The 17,420-nt window shown below is 57.5% G+C and carries 19 protein-coding genes; 8 read left to right on the plus strand and 11 right to left on the minus strand.

The window, feature by feature from the left end; translation table 11 throughout:
* Positions 1-208: 208 nt before the first annotated feature.
* Genes OO25_RS01545 through OO25_RS01570 form a run of 6 tightly spaced genes read right to left on the minus strand, consistent with a single transcriptional unit; the run spans position 209 to position 4,313 of the window.
* Positions 209-1,555: an NAD(P)/FAD-dependent oxidoreductase gene (locus OO25_RS01545; RefSeq protein WP_040178159.1), complete on the minus strand. Its 1,347-nt coding sequence runs from the start codon at positions 1,553-1,555 to the stop codon at positions 209-211.
* Between the two features lie 45 nt (positions 1,556-1,600).
* Positions 1,601-1,963, minus strand: a complete 363-nt coding sequence (locus OO25_RS01550; RefSeq protein WP_040178160.1) for a hypothetical protein — start codon at positions 1,961-1,963, stop codon at positions 1,601-1,603.
* 4 nt (positions 1,964-1,967) lie between these two features.
* Positions 1,968-3,383 carry a mercury(II) reductase gene (merA, locus tag OO25_RS01555; protein WP_040178161.1) on the minus strand — a complete coding sequence of 472 codons (1,416 nt, stop codon included), beginning with the start codon at positions 3,381-3,383 and terminating at the stop codon, positions 1,968-1,970.
* On the minus strand, positions 3,380-3,616 hold the full coding sequence (gene merF, locus OO25_RS01560) for a mercury resistance system transport protein MerF (protein WP_242406962.1): 237 nt from the start codon (positions 3,614-3,616) through the stop codon (positions 3,380-3,382). Before merF ends, merA begins: the two co-directional genes overlap by 4 nt.
* Complete coding sequence (locus OO25_RS01565; RefSeq protein ID WP_040178162.1) at positions 3,613-3,909, minus strand: heavy-metal-associated domain-containing protein; 297 nt, start codon at positions 3,907-3,909, stop codon at positions 3,613-3,615. The genes merF and OO25_RS01565 overlap by 4 nt, the downstream gene beginning before the upstream one ends.
* A gap of 14 nt (positions 3,910-3,923) precedes the next feature.
* Positions 3,924-4,313 carry a mercuric transporter MerT family protein gene (locus OO25_RS01570; protein WP_040178703.1) on the minus strand — a complete coding sequence of 130 codons (390 nt, stop codon included), beginning with the start codon at positions 4,311-4,313 and terminating at the stop codon, positions 3,924-3,926.
* Between the two features lie 76 nt (positions 4,314-4,389).
* On the opposite strand from OO25_RS01570, the gene OO25_RS01575 reads away from it, so the two are divergent.
* Entirely contained in the window at positions 4,390-4,827 is a 438-nt protein-coding gene (locus OO25_RS01575; protein ID WP_040178163.1) for a helix-turn-helix domain-containing protein, read from the plus strand.
* Positions 4,828-5,009: 182 nt separating this feature from the next.
* Here the strand turns inward: OO25_RS01575 and OO25_RS01580 are convergent, their stop codons facing one another.
* The gene (locus tag OO25_RS01580) at positions 5,010-5,498 is read right to left on the minus strand and encodes a hypothetical protein (RefSeq protein ID WP_040178165.1); all 489 of its coding nucleotides are present in this window, start codon (positions 5,496-5,498) and stop codon (positions 5,010-5,012) included.
* Between the two features lie 409 nt (positions 5,499-5,907).
* Positions 5,908-6,558: an SOS response-associated peptidase gene (locus OO25_RS01585; protein WP_242406963.1), complete on the minus strand. Its 651-nt coding sequence runs from the start codon at positions 6,556-6,558 to the stop codon at positions 5,908-5,910.
* A gap of 554 nt (positions 6,559-7,112) precedes the next feature.
* On the opposite strand from OO25_RS01585, the gene OO25_RS01590 reads away from it, so the two are divergent.
* On the plus strand, positions 7,113-8,093 hold the full coding sequence (locus tag OO25_RS01590) for a glycosyltransferase family 2 protein (RefSeq protein ID WP_040178168.1): 981 nt from the start codon (positions 7,113-7,115) through the stop codon (positions 8,091-8,093).
* Positions 8,094-8,123: 30 nt separating this feature from the next.
* Here the strand turns inward: OO25_RS01590 and OO25_RS01595 are convergent, their stop codons facing one another.
* Entirely contained in the window at positions 8,124-10,652 is a 2,529-nt protein-coding gene (locus OO25_RS01595) for an ATP-binding protein (RefSeq protein WP_040178169.1), read from the minus strand.
* Positions 10,653-11,107: 455 nt separating this feature from the next.
* Here OO25_RS01595 and OO25_RS01600 point away from each other — a divergent pair, with 455 nt between their 5' ends.
* Positions 11,108-12,481, plus strand: a complete 1,374-nt coding sequence (locus tag OO25_RS01600) for a PAS domain-containing methyl-accepting chemotaxis protein (RefSeq protein WP_040178170.1) — start codon at positions 11,108-11,110, stop codon at positions 12,479-12,481.
* 286 nt (positions 12,482-12,767) lie between these two features.
* Positions 12,768-12,950 (plus strand): hypothetical protein, encoded by a 183-nt coding sequence (locus tag OO25_RS01610; RefSeq protein WP_014874309.1) that lies wholly within the window; start codon positions 12,768-12,770, stop codon positions 12,948-12,950.
* Positions 12,951-12,979: 29 nt separating this feature from the next.
* Here OO25_RS01610 and OO25_RS01615 read toward each other — a convergent pair whose 3' ends face one another.
* A complete protein-coding gene (locus OO25_RS01615) occupies positions 12,980-13,738 on the minus strand; it encodes an alpha/beta fold hydrolase (protein WP_040178172.1) in 759 nt (252 codons plus the stop codon).
* Between the two features lie 144 nt (positions 13,739-13,882).
* Between OO25_RS01615 and OO25_RS01620 the strand changes: the two genes are divergently transcribed.
* The 4 genes from OO25_RS01620 to OO25_RS01635 all read left to right on the plus strand — a co-directional run bounded on the left by OO25_RS01620 (position 13,883) and on the right by OO25_RS01635 (position 16,040).
* The gene (locus tag OO25_RS01620; protein ID WP_040178173.1) at positions 13,883-14,248 is read left to right on the plus strand and encodes a hypothetical protein; all 366 of its coding nucleotides are present in this window, start codon (positions 13,883-13,885) and stop codon (positions 14,246-14,248) included.
* 73 nt (positions 14,249-14,321) lie between these two features.
* Positions 14,322-14,909: a TetR/AcrR family transcriptional regulator gene (locus OO25_RS01625; protein ID WP_040178174.1), complete on the plus strand. Its 588-nt coding sequence runs from the start codon at positions 14,322-14,324 to the stop codon at positions 14,907-14,909.
* A gap of 91 nt (positions 14,910-15,000) precedes the next feature.
* Positions 15,001-15,678 carry a PspA/IM30 family protein gene (locus tag OO25_RS01630; protein WP_040178704.1) on the plus strand — a complete coding sequence of 226 codons (678 nt, stop codon included), beginning with the start codon at positions 15,001-15,003 and terminating at the stop codon, positions 15,676-15,678.
* Positions 15,679-15,755: 77 nt separating this feature from the next.
* The gene (locus OO25_RS01635) at positions 15,756-16,040 is read left to right on the plus strand and encodes a hypothetical protein (protein ID WP_014874314.1); all 285 of its coding nucleotides are present in this window, start codon (positions 15,756-15,758) and stop codon (positions 16,038-16,040) included.
* Positions 16,041-16,118: 78 nt separating this feature from the next.
* On the opposite strand, the gene glyA is transcribed toward OO25_RS01635, so the two are convergent.
* Positions 16,119-17,417, minus strand: a complete 1,299-nt coding sequence (glyA, locus tag OO25_RS01640) for a serine hydroxymethyltransferase (RefSeq protein ID WP_040178175.1) — start codon at positions 17,415-17,417, stop codon at positions 16,119-16,121.
* Positions 17,418-17,420 lie beyond the last annotated feature (3 nt).

Raw genomic sequence — 17,420 nt, forward strand, 5'->3', positions numbered from 1 at the left:
CAAGTCAGCCCGAAGCGGACATTGGAATTCTACGTATGGGCGGAGAGCCGACCTTCGCTGCGGTCCCAAGAAAGCTGACGGCGGCACCAAAAGCAGACGCTCGCCAGACGCAGTTGAACTCCCCAATTATGGCCTCGCATCGCGAACCGGAAATCAGCCCAGCCGATGTTCAAATACGCCCAGTTTGGTTCCCTGGACTCGCGCGTTCTTAGAACATGGAACCGATATCCGACGCCCCCGTGGGGTAGGCTGCCGGCATCGTTTTTACCTGGTCAACCGTAAGCCCAAGTTTGATTGCCAGCGAAAAGATGTTGATAAGTTCTGCGTATTCGGGACCAAACATATGCGCGCCTAAGATTTTACCATTCTCGTCCGAGATGATTTTGGCACCTGCATGGGTCTCTCCCAATCGTTTCTGGGAGAACCAATCGGATGTATCTGTAAATGATACCCCTACATCGCCAGTCTCACGTGCTTCTTCCTCCAACATACCGACACGGGCGAGTTCCGGAATGGTAAACGCCACACTGGGCACGCCCGTGTAGTCAGGTGCGGTTTGTTTGTTCTTCAACATGTTGGACACGGCAATCTTGCCTTCGAAAACAGCCACCGGGGTCAAAGGTTTCCCCGGGGAGGCCGCGGCATCACCAGCGGCATATACGCGAGGGTTGGATGTGGATTGTAGCCATGCCTCGACTTTGACGCCGCCATGCTCAGTCTCAATGCCCGCAGCGCTTAAATCTAAGCATTCGACGGCAGGCACGCGCCCCGCACCATGGACAACAAGGTCAGCCTCTTTGACATGTGATTTGCCATCGACGCTATAGGTGACGCGCTCCACGTCACCCGCAGTTTCAATTCGGTTGGGCGCGGCATTGGCGATGATCTCAATACCGACAGCACGGCTCCGCTCAAGCAGCATATCGACAAGATCGGGGTCGAACATCTTCAGCTGCTCCTTGCCATGATCAAGGATGGTGACCTTGGCACCTGCTCGGGCGGCGATGTGGGCAAACTCGAAAGAAATGTAGCCGCCACCCACAAATACGATGCGTTCGGGCAGGTTCGGCAGGTTCAGAAATTCGGTGCTGTCGATGAGCCGATCGGCACCGGGAAAGTCCAGAGGTCGCGGTTTGGCACCTGTTGCGATCAAGGCATGCTTGAAGGTGAACTCCCCATGGCCTTCGAGCTCAATCCGATCTTCTGCGGTAAAACGCGCCGACCCATGCAGCGTTTTCACTCCGGCCTTCCTCAGCCCGTCTTCCATGTTTTCCGGCACCGGATCGGTGAAGCTGCCCTTGTGTTTCATAAGCGCTGGCCAGTCGATCCGCATTTCACCTGCAACGCCCTTACCCTCGAGTAAGCGAGCTGCGTCGATCGCCTCAGCCCCGGCCCGCAGCATCTTCTTTGGATCACAGCCCCGCAGCGCACAGGTGCCGCCGTAGGGCAGTTCGTCCACAATGACGACGGACCATCCAGCCCCGGCTGCCTTTTTCGCCGCGTTAATCCCGGCCATGCCGGCGCCGATGACGATCAGATCAAGTGTTTCGGTCATGAAGTGTCCTTGTAGTCGAGAGGTCGGGAGGCGCTTGTTTCAAGTTCAACGATATCGGCCGAGTATTCGTTCGCTGAGCCACCAGATCCCGGTCGCGCCGACGCCGATCGTGAGCCCAAGCCAGCGCCAACCGTCGCTGCCCAGTGGCAGCGCGCCTACACCATAAGCCAACACCGGCAGCGTCATGGCCAGCAGGAACGGCCCGGTGTAGCGGCAATGCACCCGGCCACAGCGTCGGGCATTGCGCAGGCAGGCGATGCCCATCCAAGCAAGTGCTGCGACCCAGATTGCGGTTTTGGGGCCATCGGCAAGCGGGATTGCAAGAAGCATCGCGCCGATGGGAAGGCCCCATGCGAGCAGGCTGCCAAGCCGGGTGTTTAGCCAATCGTGGGTGGAGGGATCTGCCATGTCATTACCCCGCGCAACAAGACAGGGCGGCCACGTCCTTCTCGAAAGTCTGTGCCGCCAGTTTCAGTCCTTCGACTGTGGTCAGATAGGGCATGATCGTGTCGCCAAGCTCTTCGTAGGTCAGCCCGGCATTTAGGGCCATCGCTGCTGTCTGGATGCTGTCGGCCCCCTCCGGCGCCAAAATCTGTGCCCCGAGCAACCGTTTGCTTCCGGCTTCGGCCACCAGCTTGATGAGGCCACGCGTATCGCGGGCTGCTAAGGCCCGTGGCACGGCATCCAGCGGCAGAACGGAGGTCAGCACTTCATGGCCCGCGGCATGGGCCTGCGCTTCGCTGAGCCCGACGCCTGCCACCTGCGGATCGGAAAACACGACCCAAGGCATGGTGGCATTGTCATAGCTGCGGCTCTCACCCGCCACCGCATTGCGCGCCGTGATCTTGGCGCCATAGGCGGCCATATAGACAAACTGGTCACGGCCCGTGACATCGCCCGCCGCCCAGATGTTTTGATTGCTGGTGCGCATCTGAGGATCGGTTTGAATGCCGCCCCGCGCATCGACCGCAACTCCAGCAGCCTCGAGGTTCAGCCCGTCACTGTTTGGCACACGGCCGGTTGCGAGCACGAGCCGTTCCGATCTCAGTGCTTGGCCATCCGAGAGATGCAGCGTGATATGGTTGTCACCGTTCGAAACGCGGTCATAGCCATCAGCGCGCGCCACACGGATGCCCTCATCACCCAAGTAACCTGCCAGCGCCTCTGACACCTCCGGTTCTGCCTCGGGCAAGACACCTCGGCGGCTGACCAGCGTCACGGCAACGCCAGCCCGGGCAAAAAGCTGCGCCAGTTCTACGCCGATATAGCCTGCTCCGAGGACGATCATGGAAGCAGGCAGAGCAGTCAATTCCAGTGCGGTTGTGCTGTCGAGCGTGTCGACATCCTCAATCCCCGGGATTGCAGGCACATGGGGGCGGGAGCCGGTGGCAATGATGACCTTTGTTGCCGGGAAGAGGCTGCCATCGACCGTCAACTTGCCATCATCATCGAATGTCGCGCGGCCTTCGACGTAGTCGACATTCTCATGCCGGGGCAGAACATCTGTATATTTCGCCGCACGCAATTCTTCCACCAGCGCTTGCTTTTGCGCGACAGTCGCCGCCCAGTCGGTCACGCGGGCCTCGGCCTCTATGCCATCAAACCGAGCCGCAGCACCCCCATGATGCAGGCTCTCAACCGCGCGGATCAACGCCTTGGACGGCACGCAGCCCACGTTGACACAGGTGCCGCCAATGGTGCCCGCGCCGATAAGCGCTACCCGCGCGCCAGTCTCCGCCGCAGTGATGGCGGCAGAAAAGCCTGCGGAACCGGCGCCGATCACGGCAAGATCATAGAATTTCCTCTGGGGAGATTTAGTGTCTTTCATGATGATCTCTCTGAATCGCGGCGCTTCCAAAGCGCGTAAATTGTGATGCCGATAAAGATGGCGAGCGCGGGCAACAGCACGTAATCGAGCCAGCCCAGCAGCGCCGACAACCCAACAGCGCCGAACAGTATCACCAGCACTGGCGTGAAACAGCAAAGGGCGACGATGACCGTGCCAATGAGCCCGAACTTGAGCAGGCCACTCTGGGTGTCGGAACCCTCCACGCCGCTCACGATCCGCTCTCTGCTTCCAAGGCAGCGCGATAGCCGACGGCCGTCACAGCGGCGACAATGGCCTGCGGGTCTGTCAGCGCATCATCGTAGCGCAGAACATAGAGGCCATTTTCTGCCTCGCCTGCGATAAACTCATGCACTTCGACGCTGTCCAAGCGCTTCATGGCAGTGGCGACGATATAGCTGCAAGAGGGGCAAGTGAGCCCCTCAACAGCAATGCGCGTAGTCGCTTCTGCGGCAAATGTTGCGCTGGCAGAGAGGATAAGCGCAGCGGTAGAGATGAGCAGCTTCATAGGAGACCTCATGGTCAGAATGTCAAAAGGAAGGGCGAGAATATTGGAAAGACAAGCGCAAGAAGCACGATAATCAAAGCGCCCCAGAGCACGCCACGCATCAGCCCGCGGTCGACCGGACGCGCGCAGGTGCCGTCTGTGCAAGCATCCTTCGGCACCGGACGATAGGCTTTCCAAAACCCATAGGCGAGCGCGAGCGTTGCGAGGCTGAAGGTCACCCATTTATAGGCATAAAGCGCAGTAAGTTGACCGATGAAGACACCGGTAACGCCGAAGCTGACCAATACCAACGGCAGAATGCAGCAAGATGACATGGCCAATGCTCCGAACACACCGGCGCCGGTGGCCAGCCAGCCGGAACGATCCTCATGCTCGGTCGGGGTAGCAGGAGTGTGATCTGTCATCGCGGTGCTCATGGTTGCCTTCGTCATGACAGGCAAGATAGGGTCTGTAGCAACTACAGGATCAAGGAGAAACTTCATGTCGAGCGATCACGGAGTTGCGAGTGCCCTAAAGCGTTCCGATCTTGCGAAGTTGACCGGCTGCAACCTTGAGACCATCCGCTATTATGAGGGGGTCGGTCTGATGCCGGACCCACCGCGCAGTCCCGCCGGGCACCGCCGTTACGGAACTGCGCATGTTGAGCGGCTGAGCTTTATCATGCGAGCGCGAGAACTGGGTTTTACCATGGAAGAAATCCGAGGGCTGCTCAGCATGGTCGATCGCGGCAGCCATACCTGCGGCGAAGTCGAGAAACGTGGGCGAGACCACCTAAATGTCGTGCGGGCGAAGATAAAGGATCTGCAAAACATCGAGGTAATCCTGGCAGAAACGATTGCGAAGTGCAGCGGTTCGGATGCACCGGAATGCCCACTCCTTAATGTGCTGTCAGATAGTGCTGTGGCCAAGGCAGATTGACCCGCACTGGACGAGACCTGAAGGAAGGGTGTTTTCAGCGTTTGAAAGTGCCGCAAACTTTGGAAGATTGTCAGAACGGGTTCCGAATGATCAGAATGTTTGCCACCCTCTCGGGAACGTCGGCTTTCTGCATGTCGTTGCGCAGCAAATCTCTAAGACCCAAATGGCAGCAATGGGCCGGATCAGTGTCGCAGCGGTTTTGGCCCTTCAAGGTCCAGTTTAAGCCGTTCGATTTGAGTGGACGCAGAATGTGCTCTTGCAATGAATCGATGCAGTTCTGAAGGTGACAACGCATCAGGCTCGGGTGTTGATGCGAGTAGTTCTTCGAGCGTTTTCAAGCCTGTACACTCAATTGTGCCGATGTGTTGCGTTTCCTTTGGTTCAGCAAACATCGAGCGCGCCAGATTTCTGCCTAAAGCAGGAAAGTGCTGGGTCTTGTGACGATCCCATTCCTGTCGGGTTTGAAGGCAGGCTTCTTGAAGTATCAGCATGCTACGCTTCGCATCTAAGATGCTGTCCTGAGCCTTTACTTGCAAAGCCGTGATATCCGAATCTCGTGCTGCTTTGATGGCTTGCTTTGATGTGCGGAAGGCAAGTGCTGCATAGAGCAATGCGCCGGCGGAAATCAGGATCGAAAGGATATCAAAAGCATTTTGCACAACAAATTCCAAATGTAGTTTCCTTCTGAATGCAATCTTACAAAGTCATTTTGAAGCGCTATTCTATGATTCAAGATCGGGTCAGGTTTGTCTGATTTCAAGACCCCCTCATTCGACATGCTAGGCTTGAGCGAGGCGTTGCGGCTCGTTTTGGAACCGTGGATGCTCTCATTCGCCAATGGCAGCTATCCGGAAGCAGCGTTGCAACATTCTAGCAAGTCATCAATGGCAGGTTTGGACCGGACCCCACATTTTGCAAAGGTCACTATCTGCGCGTCGCTGACGTCTACACTGATCGCAGTATCGCCTGGATCAATTGTACAGGCTTGAAGGTCCGCTTTCAGGAGACCTTTCGCGCTCGCAGCGGCCCCTGCGCTGCGCCCTGCCTGAATGTCGTGATTGGGCTGAGACCGGGCGTCTGCTAGAACAGCGTTGCGAATGGCTCGATCAGCTCCGGACCATCGTCATCGCGTCCAAAGGGGGCAACCTTGTGCGCTCTCATGCGCCCGTTCCAAATGGTTCCGAGGTGTTGTTCTTCGTCGCTCACAAGGTTTCCTGACAGCCACGGGTGGATCTGATCATCGGCGAGGATCACCGGTGAACGTGCGTGTATCTCGCTGATCTGCGGCAATGCTGATCGCGTCAGAATAGTGCATGTGTGCAGATCATCGTTTAGGCGTGAATAGAGCCCGGCAAAGAACAGAGCAGGGGCGTTGCTATCGGTGGTGATCCACCAGGGTTGTTTGTTCCCCTTAGGTCCAGTCCATTCATAGTAACCGGCCGCCGGGATGATGCAGCGCTGTGACTTCCACGCGTTGCGAAAACTCGGCAGGCTTGCCGCTGTCTCAATCTTCGCGTTGAAGGTGGTGCGTTTCCAGTCCTTTACATCGCCCCGATGCCAGCTAGGCACGAACCACCAGCGGGCTGTCGTGCTGAACAGCTGGTCGGCATTCAGATAGGCGATGTCCACCAGTTGGGTGGGCTTTACATTCCAGCTCGCAGATAGCTCAACAGCATTAGGATCGCGAACGGGTATAGGTGGTCCGAGAAAACGGCGCTCCAGCTCGTACATCTGCCGCCACGTAAGATCTGGCCTGCCCAATCTCCCGCACATGGTTGATCTACCTCTTAGCAAATGGTTCAACTACAACACGATAGGCAAACGCTTGAACTTTGCAATATGTTCGCATTGTGTTCTCATCTTGCATGAGGATGTTCAGATGCCAAACGTTATGCATATGTGGTGTGTCTGCGGTCATGTCGGTACGATAGAGGTGCCCTACAGGGTGGATTACGCACCTCTTTGGGCCCGTGCGGGATGCCTGATCTGTGGCCGTCTGGGGCAGATTGAAGACATACGCCTTGGCTAGACCGATGATGCGTCATGGAGCTAGGAGAGCAAAAAGAGCAGGACCGGAGTTGCTGTTAACTTGCTTCTTGCTTCGAATGCCGTGCTGATCTAGAGAATCAACACAATGGCGGCTCTTGTTGTAGATGAGATCGGCGTAACTTTATGGGTAATCCGCATGATTTCCGCGCCTGCAATCTTAAGGCATTGAAATAGAATGAATATTGGGTGCGCGCCGTCCGCACCAGTTTTGGAAGGCGTTGTATCGGGAGCAGTGAATGCGCTACACATTGGTGGCAACTGCCAAGAACGAGGGGCCGACCATTCTGGAGTGGGTCGCCTATCACAAGATGATCGGTTTTGAGACCATCATCATCTATCAGAACGATTCAGATGACTTTACCCATGAGACCTTGAAAACCCTGAGGGACATGGGCGAGATTGCTTATTTTTACAACCGTGCAGAGCGCGGGCGGCATCAGGTGAAGGCCTACAAGCGAGCCGCAAAGCAGGCGGCGTTTCGAGATGCACACTGGGTATTGGCGCTGGATCTTGACGAGTTTCTGGTCGTCCATGCGGATGGCGGAACCGTGCAGGACCTCATTGACGCGATGCCAGAGTGCAATCAGATCATGTTGAACTGGAAGCACTTTGGAGGTTCAGGCAAGACGCGGATCTCGCAGGATCTGGTGGTTGAAACCTTCACGATGTCCGAGGATGAGGCGCGCGTCAAAACGCACCTGACGCCATTTAAGGCAATGTTCGATCCAAGTGCATATACGCGATGTGGTGTCCACCGGCCACAGGGGCAACTAATCCCGGACGATCAGATCCGCATCTGTAACGGCTCCGGCCTGCCGCTCAGCGCCTACGAGCATCGTAATTTTCGGGCCAAAGATCCTGGCCAGCGGGCGTTGGCGCAGATTAATCACTATAACACAAAGGACGCGGCGAGTTTTGTTCTGAAGTCGTACCGTGGCAGCGCGCATCAGGCCAATCGCGCCATTGATCGAAAATACTGGACGCGGCGCAATCACAATAGTCAGGAAGATCTGTTTCTGGCCGCAAGAACCGATGCAATTCGTGGTCGGATGCAGGAACTTGATGCCGCGTCAGGTGGTCGGTTGCTAGCTCTGCGACACCAGGCGATCGAATTGCACCGCAGCCGGTTTGACGCGCTGATGGAAGATCCTGCTACTGCGTACCGCGACCTCTATACTTATTGTCTGGAAAATCCTGGTCTGGCCACAAGAGACTGAACGTGTCAGGTGGCTGGCCCCTAAAGGGGATCAGGAATTGGTGCCGTCTTTTGTCTGATCCGGCGGCGCCGCGCGTTCGGCCTGAACAGAGGCGATGGTCTCCAGAAGAAGCGGTTTACGGATCGGTTTTTGCAAAAAGCGATCCATGCCGGCGTCGAGACAGGCGCGGCGGTCACTTTCGAAGGCGTTGGCTGTCAGGGCGATGATCGCGGGCTGCGCCATGTCGCTGGCCCGGATCTGGCGGGTTGCCGTGAGTCCGTCGACTTCTGGCATGGACATATCCATAAGGATGATGGCCGGTTGATGGTCACGGCACATATCTACCGCTTCGCGCCCGTTCTCAGCCTCGATCACTTTGAGCGGAGTGTTGGCGAGAAGCTTTCGGATCAACAGGCGATTGGTTCGGTTGTCATCCGCAAGTAGCAGTACACCTGGTCCGGGCAGTAACTGGGAGGGTATCGGGTTGATCTGCGTCGGTATCTCGTGCGTGGAGCGGGCGGCGGACAGGCGAATTTCGAGCCGGAAGCGGGAGCCCTCTCCTTCGTTTGATTGCAGGCTAATGCCGCCGCCCATGCGCTGTGCCAGAATATTTGAAATGGTCAGCCCCAAGCCAGTACCACCATAATGGCGCGTAGTGGCAGCATCAGCCTGTGAAAACCGCTCAAACACATGTTTGGCCTGATCTTCAGAGATGCCGATACCGGTGTCCACGACATCAATGAACAGATGGTGGTGGTCATTGCCATCGCAACCGACATGAAGGGCGATGCTGCCCTCTTGAGTGAACTTCACAGCGTTGCTGAGCAGATTGACGAGGATCTGGCGCAGGCGTCCATCGTCACCATGAACCTGTTCGGGCAGTTCATGAGCGTATGTTTGCGTGAAGCTCAGTCCTTTTTCACGCAGCTTCGGGCGAAGAACGTCGACGGCACCATCGACGCATTTGCGCAGATTGAAATCAACGGTGCTGATTTCCATCTTGCCTGCCTCCAGCCGGGAGAGATCCAGAATGTCATTGATGATCTTCAGCAAAGCAACAGAGGAGTCCCGGATGGTGTCAACGCATTGCTCTTGCTCCGCCGAGAGGGGGCTTTCAGCGAGGATATCGGACATGCCGATGATGCCGTTCATCGGTGTACGGATCTCATGGCTCATATTGGCAAGAAACTCGGTCTTTGCCTGATCAGCCTTTTCGGCCGCCTGTTTTGCATAGGTCAGCTGGGCGTTGCGGTGAGTCAACTGCTGGTTGGTACGCTTTAGTTCATTGTTGAGGTCGACGTCGCGAGTCACATCCCATTCGACGCCGATCATCCGGTTGCGCCCCCTTGAATCGCGAAACGAGCAGCCCATCGCGCGGATGTTTTTATGGGTGCCGTTCTCCAGTCTGATCCGAAAATCGATAGAGTAGTTGCGAACGTGGTGCAGCGCCTCCTGAAAACCGTTGATGACGCGATCGCGGTCATTGGGATGTACCAGAGATTTCCAGACAGAGAGCGGTACCTCGCTAGAACCGACTGGATCACCATACAGTTCCCGCATTCTACGATCCCAAATCGCAATGTCAGAACTGTCCCTCATCTCCCAGATGCCGATCTTGGAGGTTTCAACAGCCATTTCCAAGCGGCGGGACATCGCTTCCAGCTGACGTTCGCGCCGTTTGAGTGTCTGAATCACCGTCCGCCTTGCTGCTGACAATCGGCCGGCCAGGGCCGTTGGAAAGAGAATGAAGGTACCGGCAAGAAAGATTGTAAATCGCAGTTGCCATTTGTTGTCGGCACGGTTGGGCCAGCCACCTTTGGGGCGCGCGGCGAGTTGCCAGGTTCCCACCGGCAGCACAATGTCCATCAGCACCGGGTCGTCCCGCAGAATATCCGGACTGCCGTAGAACTGCGCGCCGTTCGCGCCTTTTCCATCGTTGCCGACGAGGGCTACGTCGATCATTAGATCAGGGTGGGTTAACCCACCCTGAGAATAGATGGCGTCGATATCGATCACGGAAGAAAGAATGCCCCAGAATGATTTGCTTTCTGGCGGCCCGACGAAGATTGGAAAACGGGCGATCATGCCCTGGCCGCCCTGCATCAGATCGACCGGACCTGCCAGAACGAGGTCACCGCTGTCTCGCGCCAGTAGGGCTGCGGCGCGTTGCGCGTCGTTCTTGCGGTAATCCAACCCGATCGCCGCCTCGTTGCCTTCTATGGGATACATCAGCTTGATGATAAGATCGGGCGCTGCCGCAATGTTTCGCAAACTATCTTCTGCCGCCAGGATATGAGAAGCCAGTTGAGCAAACCGCTGCTGGGTCATATCTGGCTCTGTCGACAGAACTGCCCTGAGACCGCGAACCAACTGAATATCGGCCGATAGATTGCCCTCGATCCGTGCGCGGATCAGCCCCGCCTCATATTGGACATCGGCGCGCAGTTTCTGGTCATAAATGGTGTCATTCTGAGATTCGGCAGATATGCCCGCAGCAACGATCACCACGAGGGCGACCAGCGTCGGCAGATAGGTCCGATTGTTCAGCGCCTTTATCCACGCCTTAGGCCGAATTCTCATCAAAGCTACACCGGTGATTTTCGTCTACTCAAGATACACAGTCATTCCTGTCGCAAAACTGTTCAACCAATATTAATGATGCTCGAACTTTTCCACTTTGAGAGGATTTTCTCACAGGCACTAACCTGCTGGGGGGTCTGTTTGGAGAGTTTCGCCGGTTGTATCTCGGATTAACCTAAAATTGAGCAGGTTTTTAGGTGGCTGCCAACGGAAGGGGTACCATCTTGAGTTGAACGTATTAACGAACGCTAGCGTAAATGCGTGTCTTTGTGATCTATAGTGAACACTTTGAAGGGTAACTAAGTTATTGTAGGCAATAATGAAATTATGAGTGAGACAGGGGAGGTGCTGCTCTCCGGCCCCTGACGCGACGCATTTTTCAAAGTTAACATTTGGGCAAGGAACCTCCGATATTGATTTTTAGATCAACTTTCAATGTATGGCCGAGGGTAACGATGTTTTTCAAACGTGATGCAAAGAAACAGCAAGCTGAATCGACAATGGAACGATCGATCATGGATATGATCGATCGAACTCAGGCCATGATCCAATTCGAACCCGACGGAACGATTCTGGAGGCCAATGCGAATTTCCTGGGCGCGGTCGGATACCAGCTTGAGGAAATCCAAGGTAAGCATCACTCGATGTTCGTCGATCCCGATTATGCCCGCAGCGACGCCTATAAATCGTTCTGGGCGGATCTGGCGGCGGGGAAATTTTTCACCGATCAATATCCGCGCGTATCAAAAGCGGGGGAGACGATCTGGATCCAAGCCACTTATGCTCCGGTTCTGGATGGCGAGGGCAATACGATCCGGGTGATCAAACTGGCCACCGACATCACCGCCCGACAGAACAGTGTTGAAGAAATCTCCAAAGGGTTGGAAGCCCTGAGTGAGGGGGATCTGAGCTACCGGGTACAGCCCTCTGACCTGCCGGATATGCGGGTACTCTGCGAGGCGTTCAACAACGCGCAGGATACCTTGAATGGCGCTGTTGAAACGGTGAAGGCGGTCGCCGATGCGGTCGGCAGTACGGCATCTGAAATCAGCCAGTCCTCTAGTGAGCTGTCGCATCGTACCGAAACCCAGGCCGCCACACTGGAAGAAACCGCCGCTGCAATTGAGGAGCTGACCTCCACAGTGCGTTCTGCCGCCGATGGCGCCCGTGAGGTTGAGGACATCGTCAGCAATGCGCGCGCAACCGCGGAGGAAAGCGGTGAAGTTGTGAGCAACGCGGTGACGGCGATGTCGCAGATCGAGGAATCCTCCGGCAAGATCTCGCAGATCATCTCGGTGATCGATGATATCGCCTTTCAAACCAATCTGCTGGCGTTGAATGCAGGTGTTGAGGCCGCGCGGGCAGGCGAGGCGGGGCGCGGTTTCGCGGTTGTTGCCTCCGAAGTGCGTGCGCTGGCGCAGCGATCCTCTGACGCGGCGGGTGAGATCAAGCAGTTGATCAACGAGAGTTCGCAATATGTCGGCAACGGTGTGAAGCTGGTAAGCCGCGCGGGTGAGGAACTGCAGAAGATCATTGGCAGCGTCAGCACGATTTCCGGCCATGTCAGCCAGATTGCAACCGGTGCGGCGGAACAATCGGTGACCCTTGTGGAGATCAACACCGGTGTCAGCCAGTTGGATCAGGTGACCCAGCACAATGCAGCCATGGTCGAAGAGGCAACTGCGGCCAGCCAGACGCTCTCCAATGACGCCAATGAGTTGACCCGCCAGATTTCCATCTTCAAAACCGGATCAGGCACCCAGAACATCGTGTCATTCGGAAGCGGCGGCACTGGAGCGCAGGGCTATGGTGTCCGTGCAACCGGCTGAATGAGGCATCAAAAGGCGGTCCATCTGAGGCGCCGTCTCTCCCATACAGAAGAACGATATGGGGAAAAATCTGTACCAAACGCCCTCAGCACATGGCCGCCGCACTGCACCAGCAGCTGCGGCGGTTGGTATTTTGATCGCCACGTTTTCAAGGGGGAGCTGACCAAGGGCCATTTCGGCGCTGTGCTGCCCTGAAACTGATCAGGATCAAAGACCGGCCTTCCGACACCATGATTTATGGTGACAGATAACCAAATCTTGCCAACCCGTGACCGGAGTGACCGCCATGATCCGCCTAGCATCCATCCTCTATTCCCTGATCGGCAGCAGCCTTGCTGGGGCCGCTGTGATCGCGGTTCTGGTGGCCGGGCATGTCTCTGTTCCGGCTATTCTGATGGCGGCCGCTGTTGGCGCCGTTGCCGGACTGCCGGTGTCCTATCTGGTGGCCCGACGGCTGTATCAGGGCTGATCACCCCCGCGTCCTGGGCTGGGGGCCGTTCACGCGTCGAAGAACCCGCGGGCCGTCGCCACAAAGGCGCGGGGATTTTCGGCGTGGAGCCAATGTCCGCAATCAGGAAGTTTGGCGAAATGGGACCGGCTGAACCGCGCCTTGATCAAAGGGCGATGTTCCGGCAGGACATAATCTGATGCCGCGCCGGACAGAAACAGCGTGCTGCCGTCCCATTGCGCTTCGGTTTCGGGAAACCCCATGATGTGAGGCATGTCGCGTTCCAGGGTGTCCAGGTTCAGGCGCCAGCGCCTGTTTGGCAGATCAAGGGACTGCGTGAAGAAACTCTGTAGGGCTTTCTCAACGCCGAGGTTGGCCAGCTGCGCCTCGGCGTCGGAGCGGCGTTCGACCTTGGCAAGATCAACCTGACGCATTGCATGGATGTACTGGATCTGGCTGTGCGTATAGGCCACCGGTGCAATATCCGCGACCAGCAGGCGGCGCAGCGCCTGGGGGTGGTTGAGGGCGAGCGTCATCGCTGCCTTGCCCCCCATAGAATGGCCAATCATATCAACAGGCCCGCCATGCGCTGCGATTACTTCCGCCAGATCATCGGCCATATCTTGGTAACTGTGGGTCTCGGTCCAGGGACTGCTGCCATGGTTGCGCATATCGATTGCGATGACCTCACGCTCATCGCAAAGCCGCTTGGCAATTGCGCCCCAGTTGCGGGCAGAGCCATAAAGCCCATGCGCGATCATCAAAGTGGGTTTGTCGGTCGGGGCGCCATGGCGGATCGTGTTCAGCATATCCCCGTGATAACGTCGGCATCGTCCGCTCGCCAGCCCCTTTGCGCGGGGGATTGCTGTTGTGTTTGATATCTCCGGCTGGGCATTGAGCGCACCGCAAAGCGCCGTTACTGTGCCGTTAGTTTTTCAGATCCCGGACCATCCATGGCAGATACACTTCTCAGCGATATCGAACAGGTTCAGGAACTGCTGAAAGACCGCGAACAGGCCGGCGGCGATCTTGCCTCCGCCCTGAAACACGCGCGACGCCGGTTGCCACGCCGGATCTACCGTCAGGGGATGCGGCTTGCCGAGGCGCAGCATTTGCTGGCGCACCCGAAGCTGCGGCTGACGGTTGAGCATGATCCGTTGCAGCGCGCGGCGCGAGAGGTGATCAAGCACCTGAAGTCCATCGACCTGGCAGACCGCCGTCGCGGACGGCTACTGGATATCGTCGCCACAATGGCCTTCTCGTTCATCGTGGTTGCGATATTGCTCGTGGTGGTGCTGCGCTGGCGGGGGTTTGTCTAAGGCGTGACACCCCTTTCCCTTGCGGGCGCGGCCCGGTATCTTGAACGTGGTTCAAGACTGAAGGGCAGAGCAAATGGCAAACAAGGCCGAAATCCGCAAGCAAGAGTTGCGTGAAAAACTGGTGACAGCGGCTGAGATCCGCATTCGCCGTGATGGGGCAGGGGCACTGCGGGCGCGTGATCTTGCGACGGACGCGGGCTGCGCGGTGGGCGCCATTTACAATGCCTTTGACGATATGAATGCCATTGTGATGGCGGTGAACGGGCAGACCTTTCAGGCGTTGGGGCAGGCTGTGCGGCAGTCTCTCAACGGGGCGGAAGCTGCGGCGCCGACCGAACGGCTGATCCTGATGAGCAATGCGTATCTGGGATTCGCCGCCGAAAATACCCGGCTGTGGCGCGCCTTGTTCGATGTGCAGGCGGAGGAGACGGAGGTCCCTGACTGGTACCGCGCCGCGCTGGAGGATCTGTTTTCAAACATTGCGGCGCCGGTTGCGGAGATTTTTCCCGACAAAACACCCCAGGATTTGGTGCTTATGGTGCGGGCGTTGTTCTCGGCCGTGCATGGAATCGTTTTGTTGGGACTGGAAAACCGGATCTCCGGCGTGCCGGTTGACCAAATTGAGCGCATGATTTCCGAGGTGTTGTCGCGGCTTACGTGATTTTTGAACATCGTTCAAAATATTACTTGAACGGCGTTCAGAATGTTTCTATACCCGTATTGTGAACGATGTTCATGATATGGAGGAAACCATGTTTGCAACGATTAAGACCTTGATCCGGGGCATTGATGCCCGCGCTGAAGAGCGGTTGAGCGACACCTATGCGATTGAGCTGATTGATCAGAAGATCCGCACCGGCGAGGCCGATCTGACCCGCGCCAAACAGGCGCTGGCCGGTTTGATCCAGAAATCCCGTATGGAGACCCGTCAACTGGAGGCGGTCACAACGCGGATCAACGATCTGATGGAGCGGGCCCGCGCGGCACTTGCAGAGGATCGCCAGGATCTGGCGCAGGCTGCGGCCACCGCCATTGCCGAGCTGGAAAACGAGCAAGCCATGCGTCGCCGCACCGTCGATATGCTGGAGCAGCGCAGCCTGCAGCTGCGCCAATCCGTCGAGGCCTGTCATCGCCGCCTGATGGATCTGAAACAGGGCGCGGTTGCAGCACGGGCCACCCGCAGGGCGCAAGGCGCGGATAGTGGCATGGCGCGGGGCGAAACCTCCGGCGACACGCTGGGGGAGGCGGAGGCGCTGATCAATCGCGTGATGTCTGCCGAGGATCTGTTTGAGCATAGCGAAATCCTGAAGGACATCGAAACCGGGCTGAGCCATGGCACGGTGGCAGACGATCTGGCGGATGCCGGGTTCGGCGCCCCGACACGCAGTACGGCTGCGGATGTTCTGGCGCGGCTGACGCCGAAAAGCTGACACATCGCCAGCGCCCAGAAATTGGCGCAGCTTTCTTAAGTATTTGAAAAATCAAGACCATCAACCGGGAGAGACCCATGACCAACGCACGCAACGACAACAACCTGATCATCACCCTCAATGTGGCCGGTGTGGCCGTGGCTTACGGGATGCTGGGGATTTCGCTCTGGCTTTCGACCGAGGTGCCGCTGGCAACCAAAGGCTTCTGGGGTATGGGCATCATGCTGCTGACACTGAGCCTGATCAACGTTGTGAAATACCGCTTTGACATCCGTTCAAGCGAGGACCGTATCCGCCGCATCGAAGAGGCGCGCAATGAGAAGATGCTGGAAGAGGCGTTGGCTGAGACCAAACCGCTCTGATCCGGTAGGCAGTCACAGCCCAAAAGACAACCGCCGCGCACCAAGGGTACGCGGCGGTTCTTTTTTCATTCGAACGGCTTAGTGGTTCGGGTAGAGCGGGAAACGGGCGCAGAGGGCGGCCACTTTCTCACGTACCGAAGCCTCGACCGCAGCATTGCCATCTTCGCCATTGGCGGCCAGACCGTCGACAACTTCGATGATCAGATCCGCGATCTCGCGGAATTCTGCCTCTCCAAAGCCACGGGTGGTGCCCGCCGGGGTGCCAAGGCGGATGCCCGAGGTCACAGTCGGCTTTTCCGGGTCGAACGGGATGCCGTTCTTGTTGGTGGTGATATGGGCGCGGCCCAGAGCCTTGTCCACGATGTTGCCGGTCACGCCTTTGGGGCGCAGGTCGACCAGCATGACATGGGTGTCGGTGCCGCCGGTGACGATATCCAGACCGCCTTTGATCAGCTGATCCGCGAGGGCCACGGCATTGGCACGCACCTGCTTCTGATAGTCTTTGAACTCAGGACGCAGCGCCTCGCCAAAGGCCACTGCCTTGGCGGCGATCACATGCATCAGCGGGCCACCCTGGATACCGGGGAAGATCGCGGAGTTCACTTTCTTTGCGATATCGGCATCGTTGGTCAGGATCATGCCACCGCGCGGGCCGCGCAGGGTTTTATGCGTGGTGGTGGTGGCAACATGGGCATGCGGGAAGGGGGAGGGGTGCTCACCTGCGGCGACCAGACCGGCGAAATGCGCCATGTCGACATGCAGATAGGCGCCAACCTTATCAGCGATTTCGCGGAAGCGGGCAAAGTCGATGACGCGCGGGATGGCGGAGCCACCGGCGATGATCAGCTTGGGCTGATGCTCAACCGCGAGGGCCTCAACCTGATCGTAGTCAATCAGGCAGTCGTCTTCGCGCACACCGTAGTGAACCGCGTTGAACCATTTGCCGGACTGGTTGGGGCGCGCACCGTGAGTGAGGTGACCGCCGGAGGCCAGATCCATACCAAGGATGGTGTCGCCGGGTTTGATCAACGCCTGGAACACACCCTGGTTGGCCTGCGAGCCGGAGTTGGGCTGCACGTTTGCGAATTCACACCCAAACAGCTGCTTGGCGCGGTCGATGGCAAGGTTCTCTGCAACATCAACGTATTGGCAGCCGCCGTAGTAGCGACGACCCGGGTAGCCCTCGGCGTATTTGTTGGTCAGGACAGTGCCCTGGGCCTCCATTACGGCGGCGGAGACGATGTTTTCCGACGCGATCAGTTCGATCTCGTCGCGCTGACGACCAAGTTCATCCGTGACTGAGCCGAACAGCTCCGGATCGCGCTCGGCGAGGGATTGGGTGAAAAAACCGGGGTCGCGGGAAGTGGTCTCGGTCATGCT

The sequence above is a fragment of the Phaeobacter sp. S60 genome, assembly GCF_000826845.1.
Classification (GTDB): domain Bacteria; phylum Pseudomonadota; class Alphaproteobacteria; order Rhodobacterales; family Rhodobacteraceae; genus Phaeobacter; species Phaeobacter piscinae.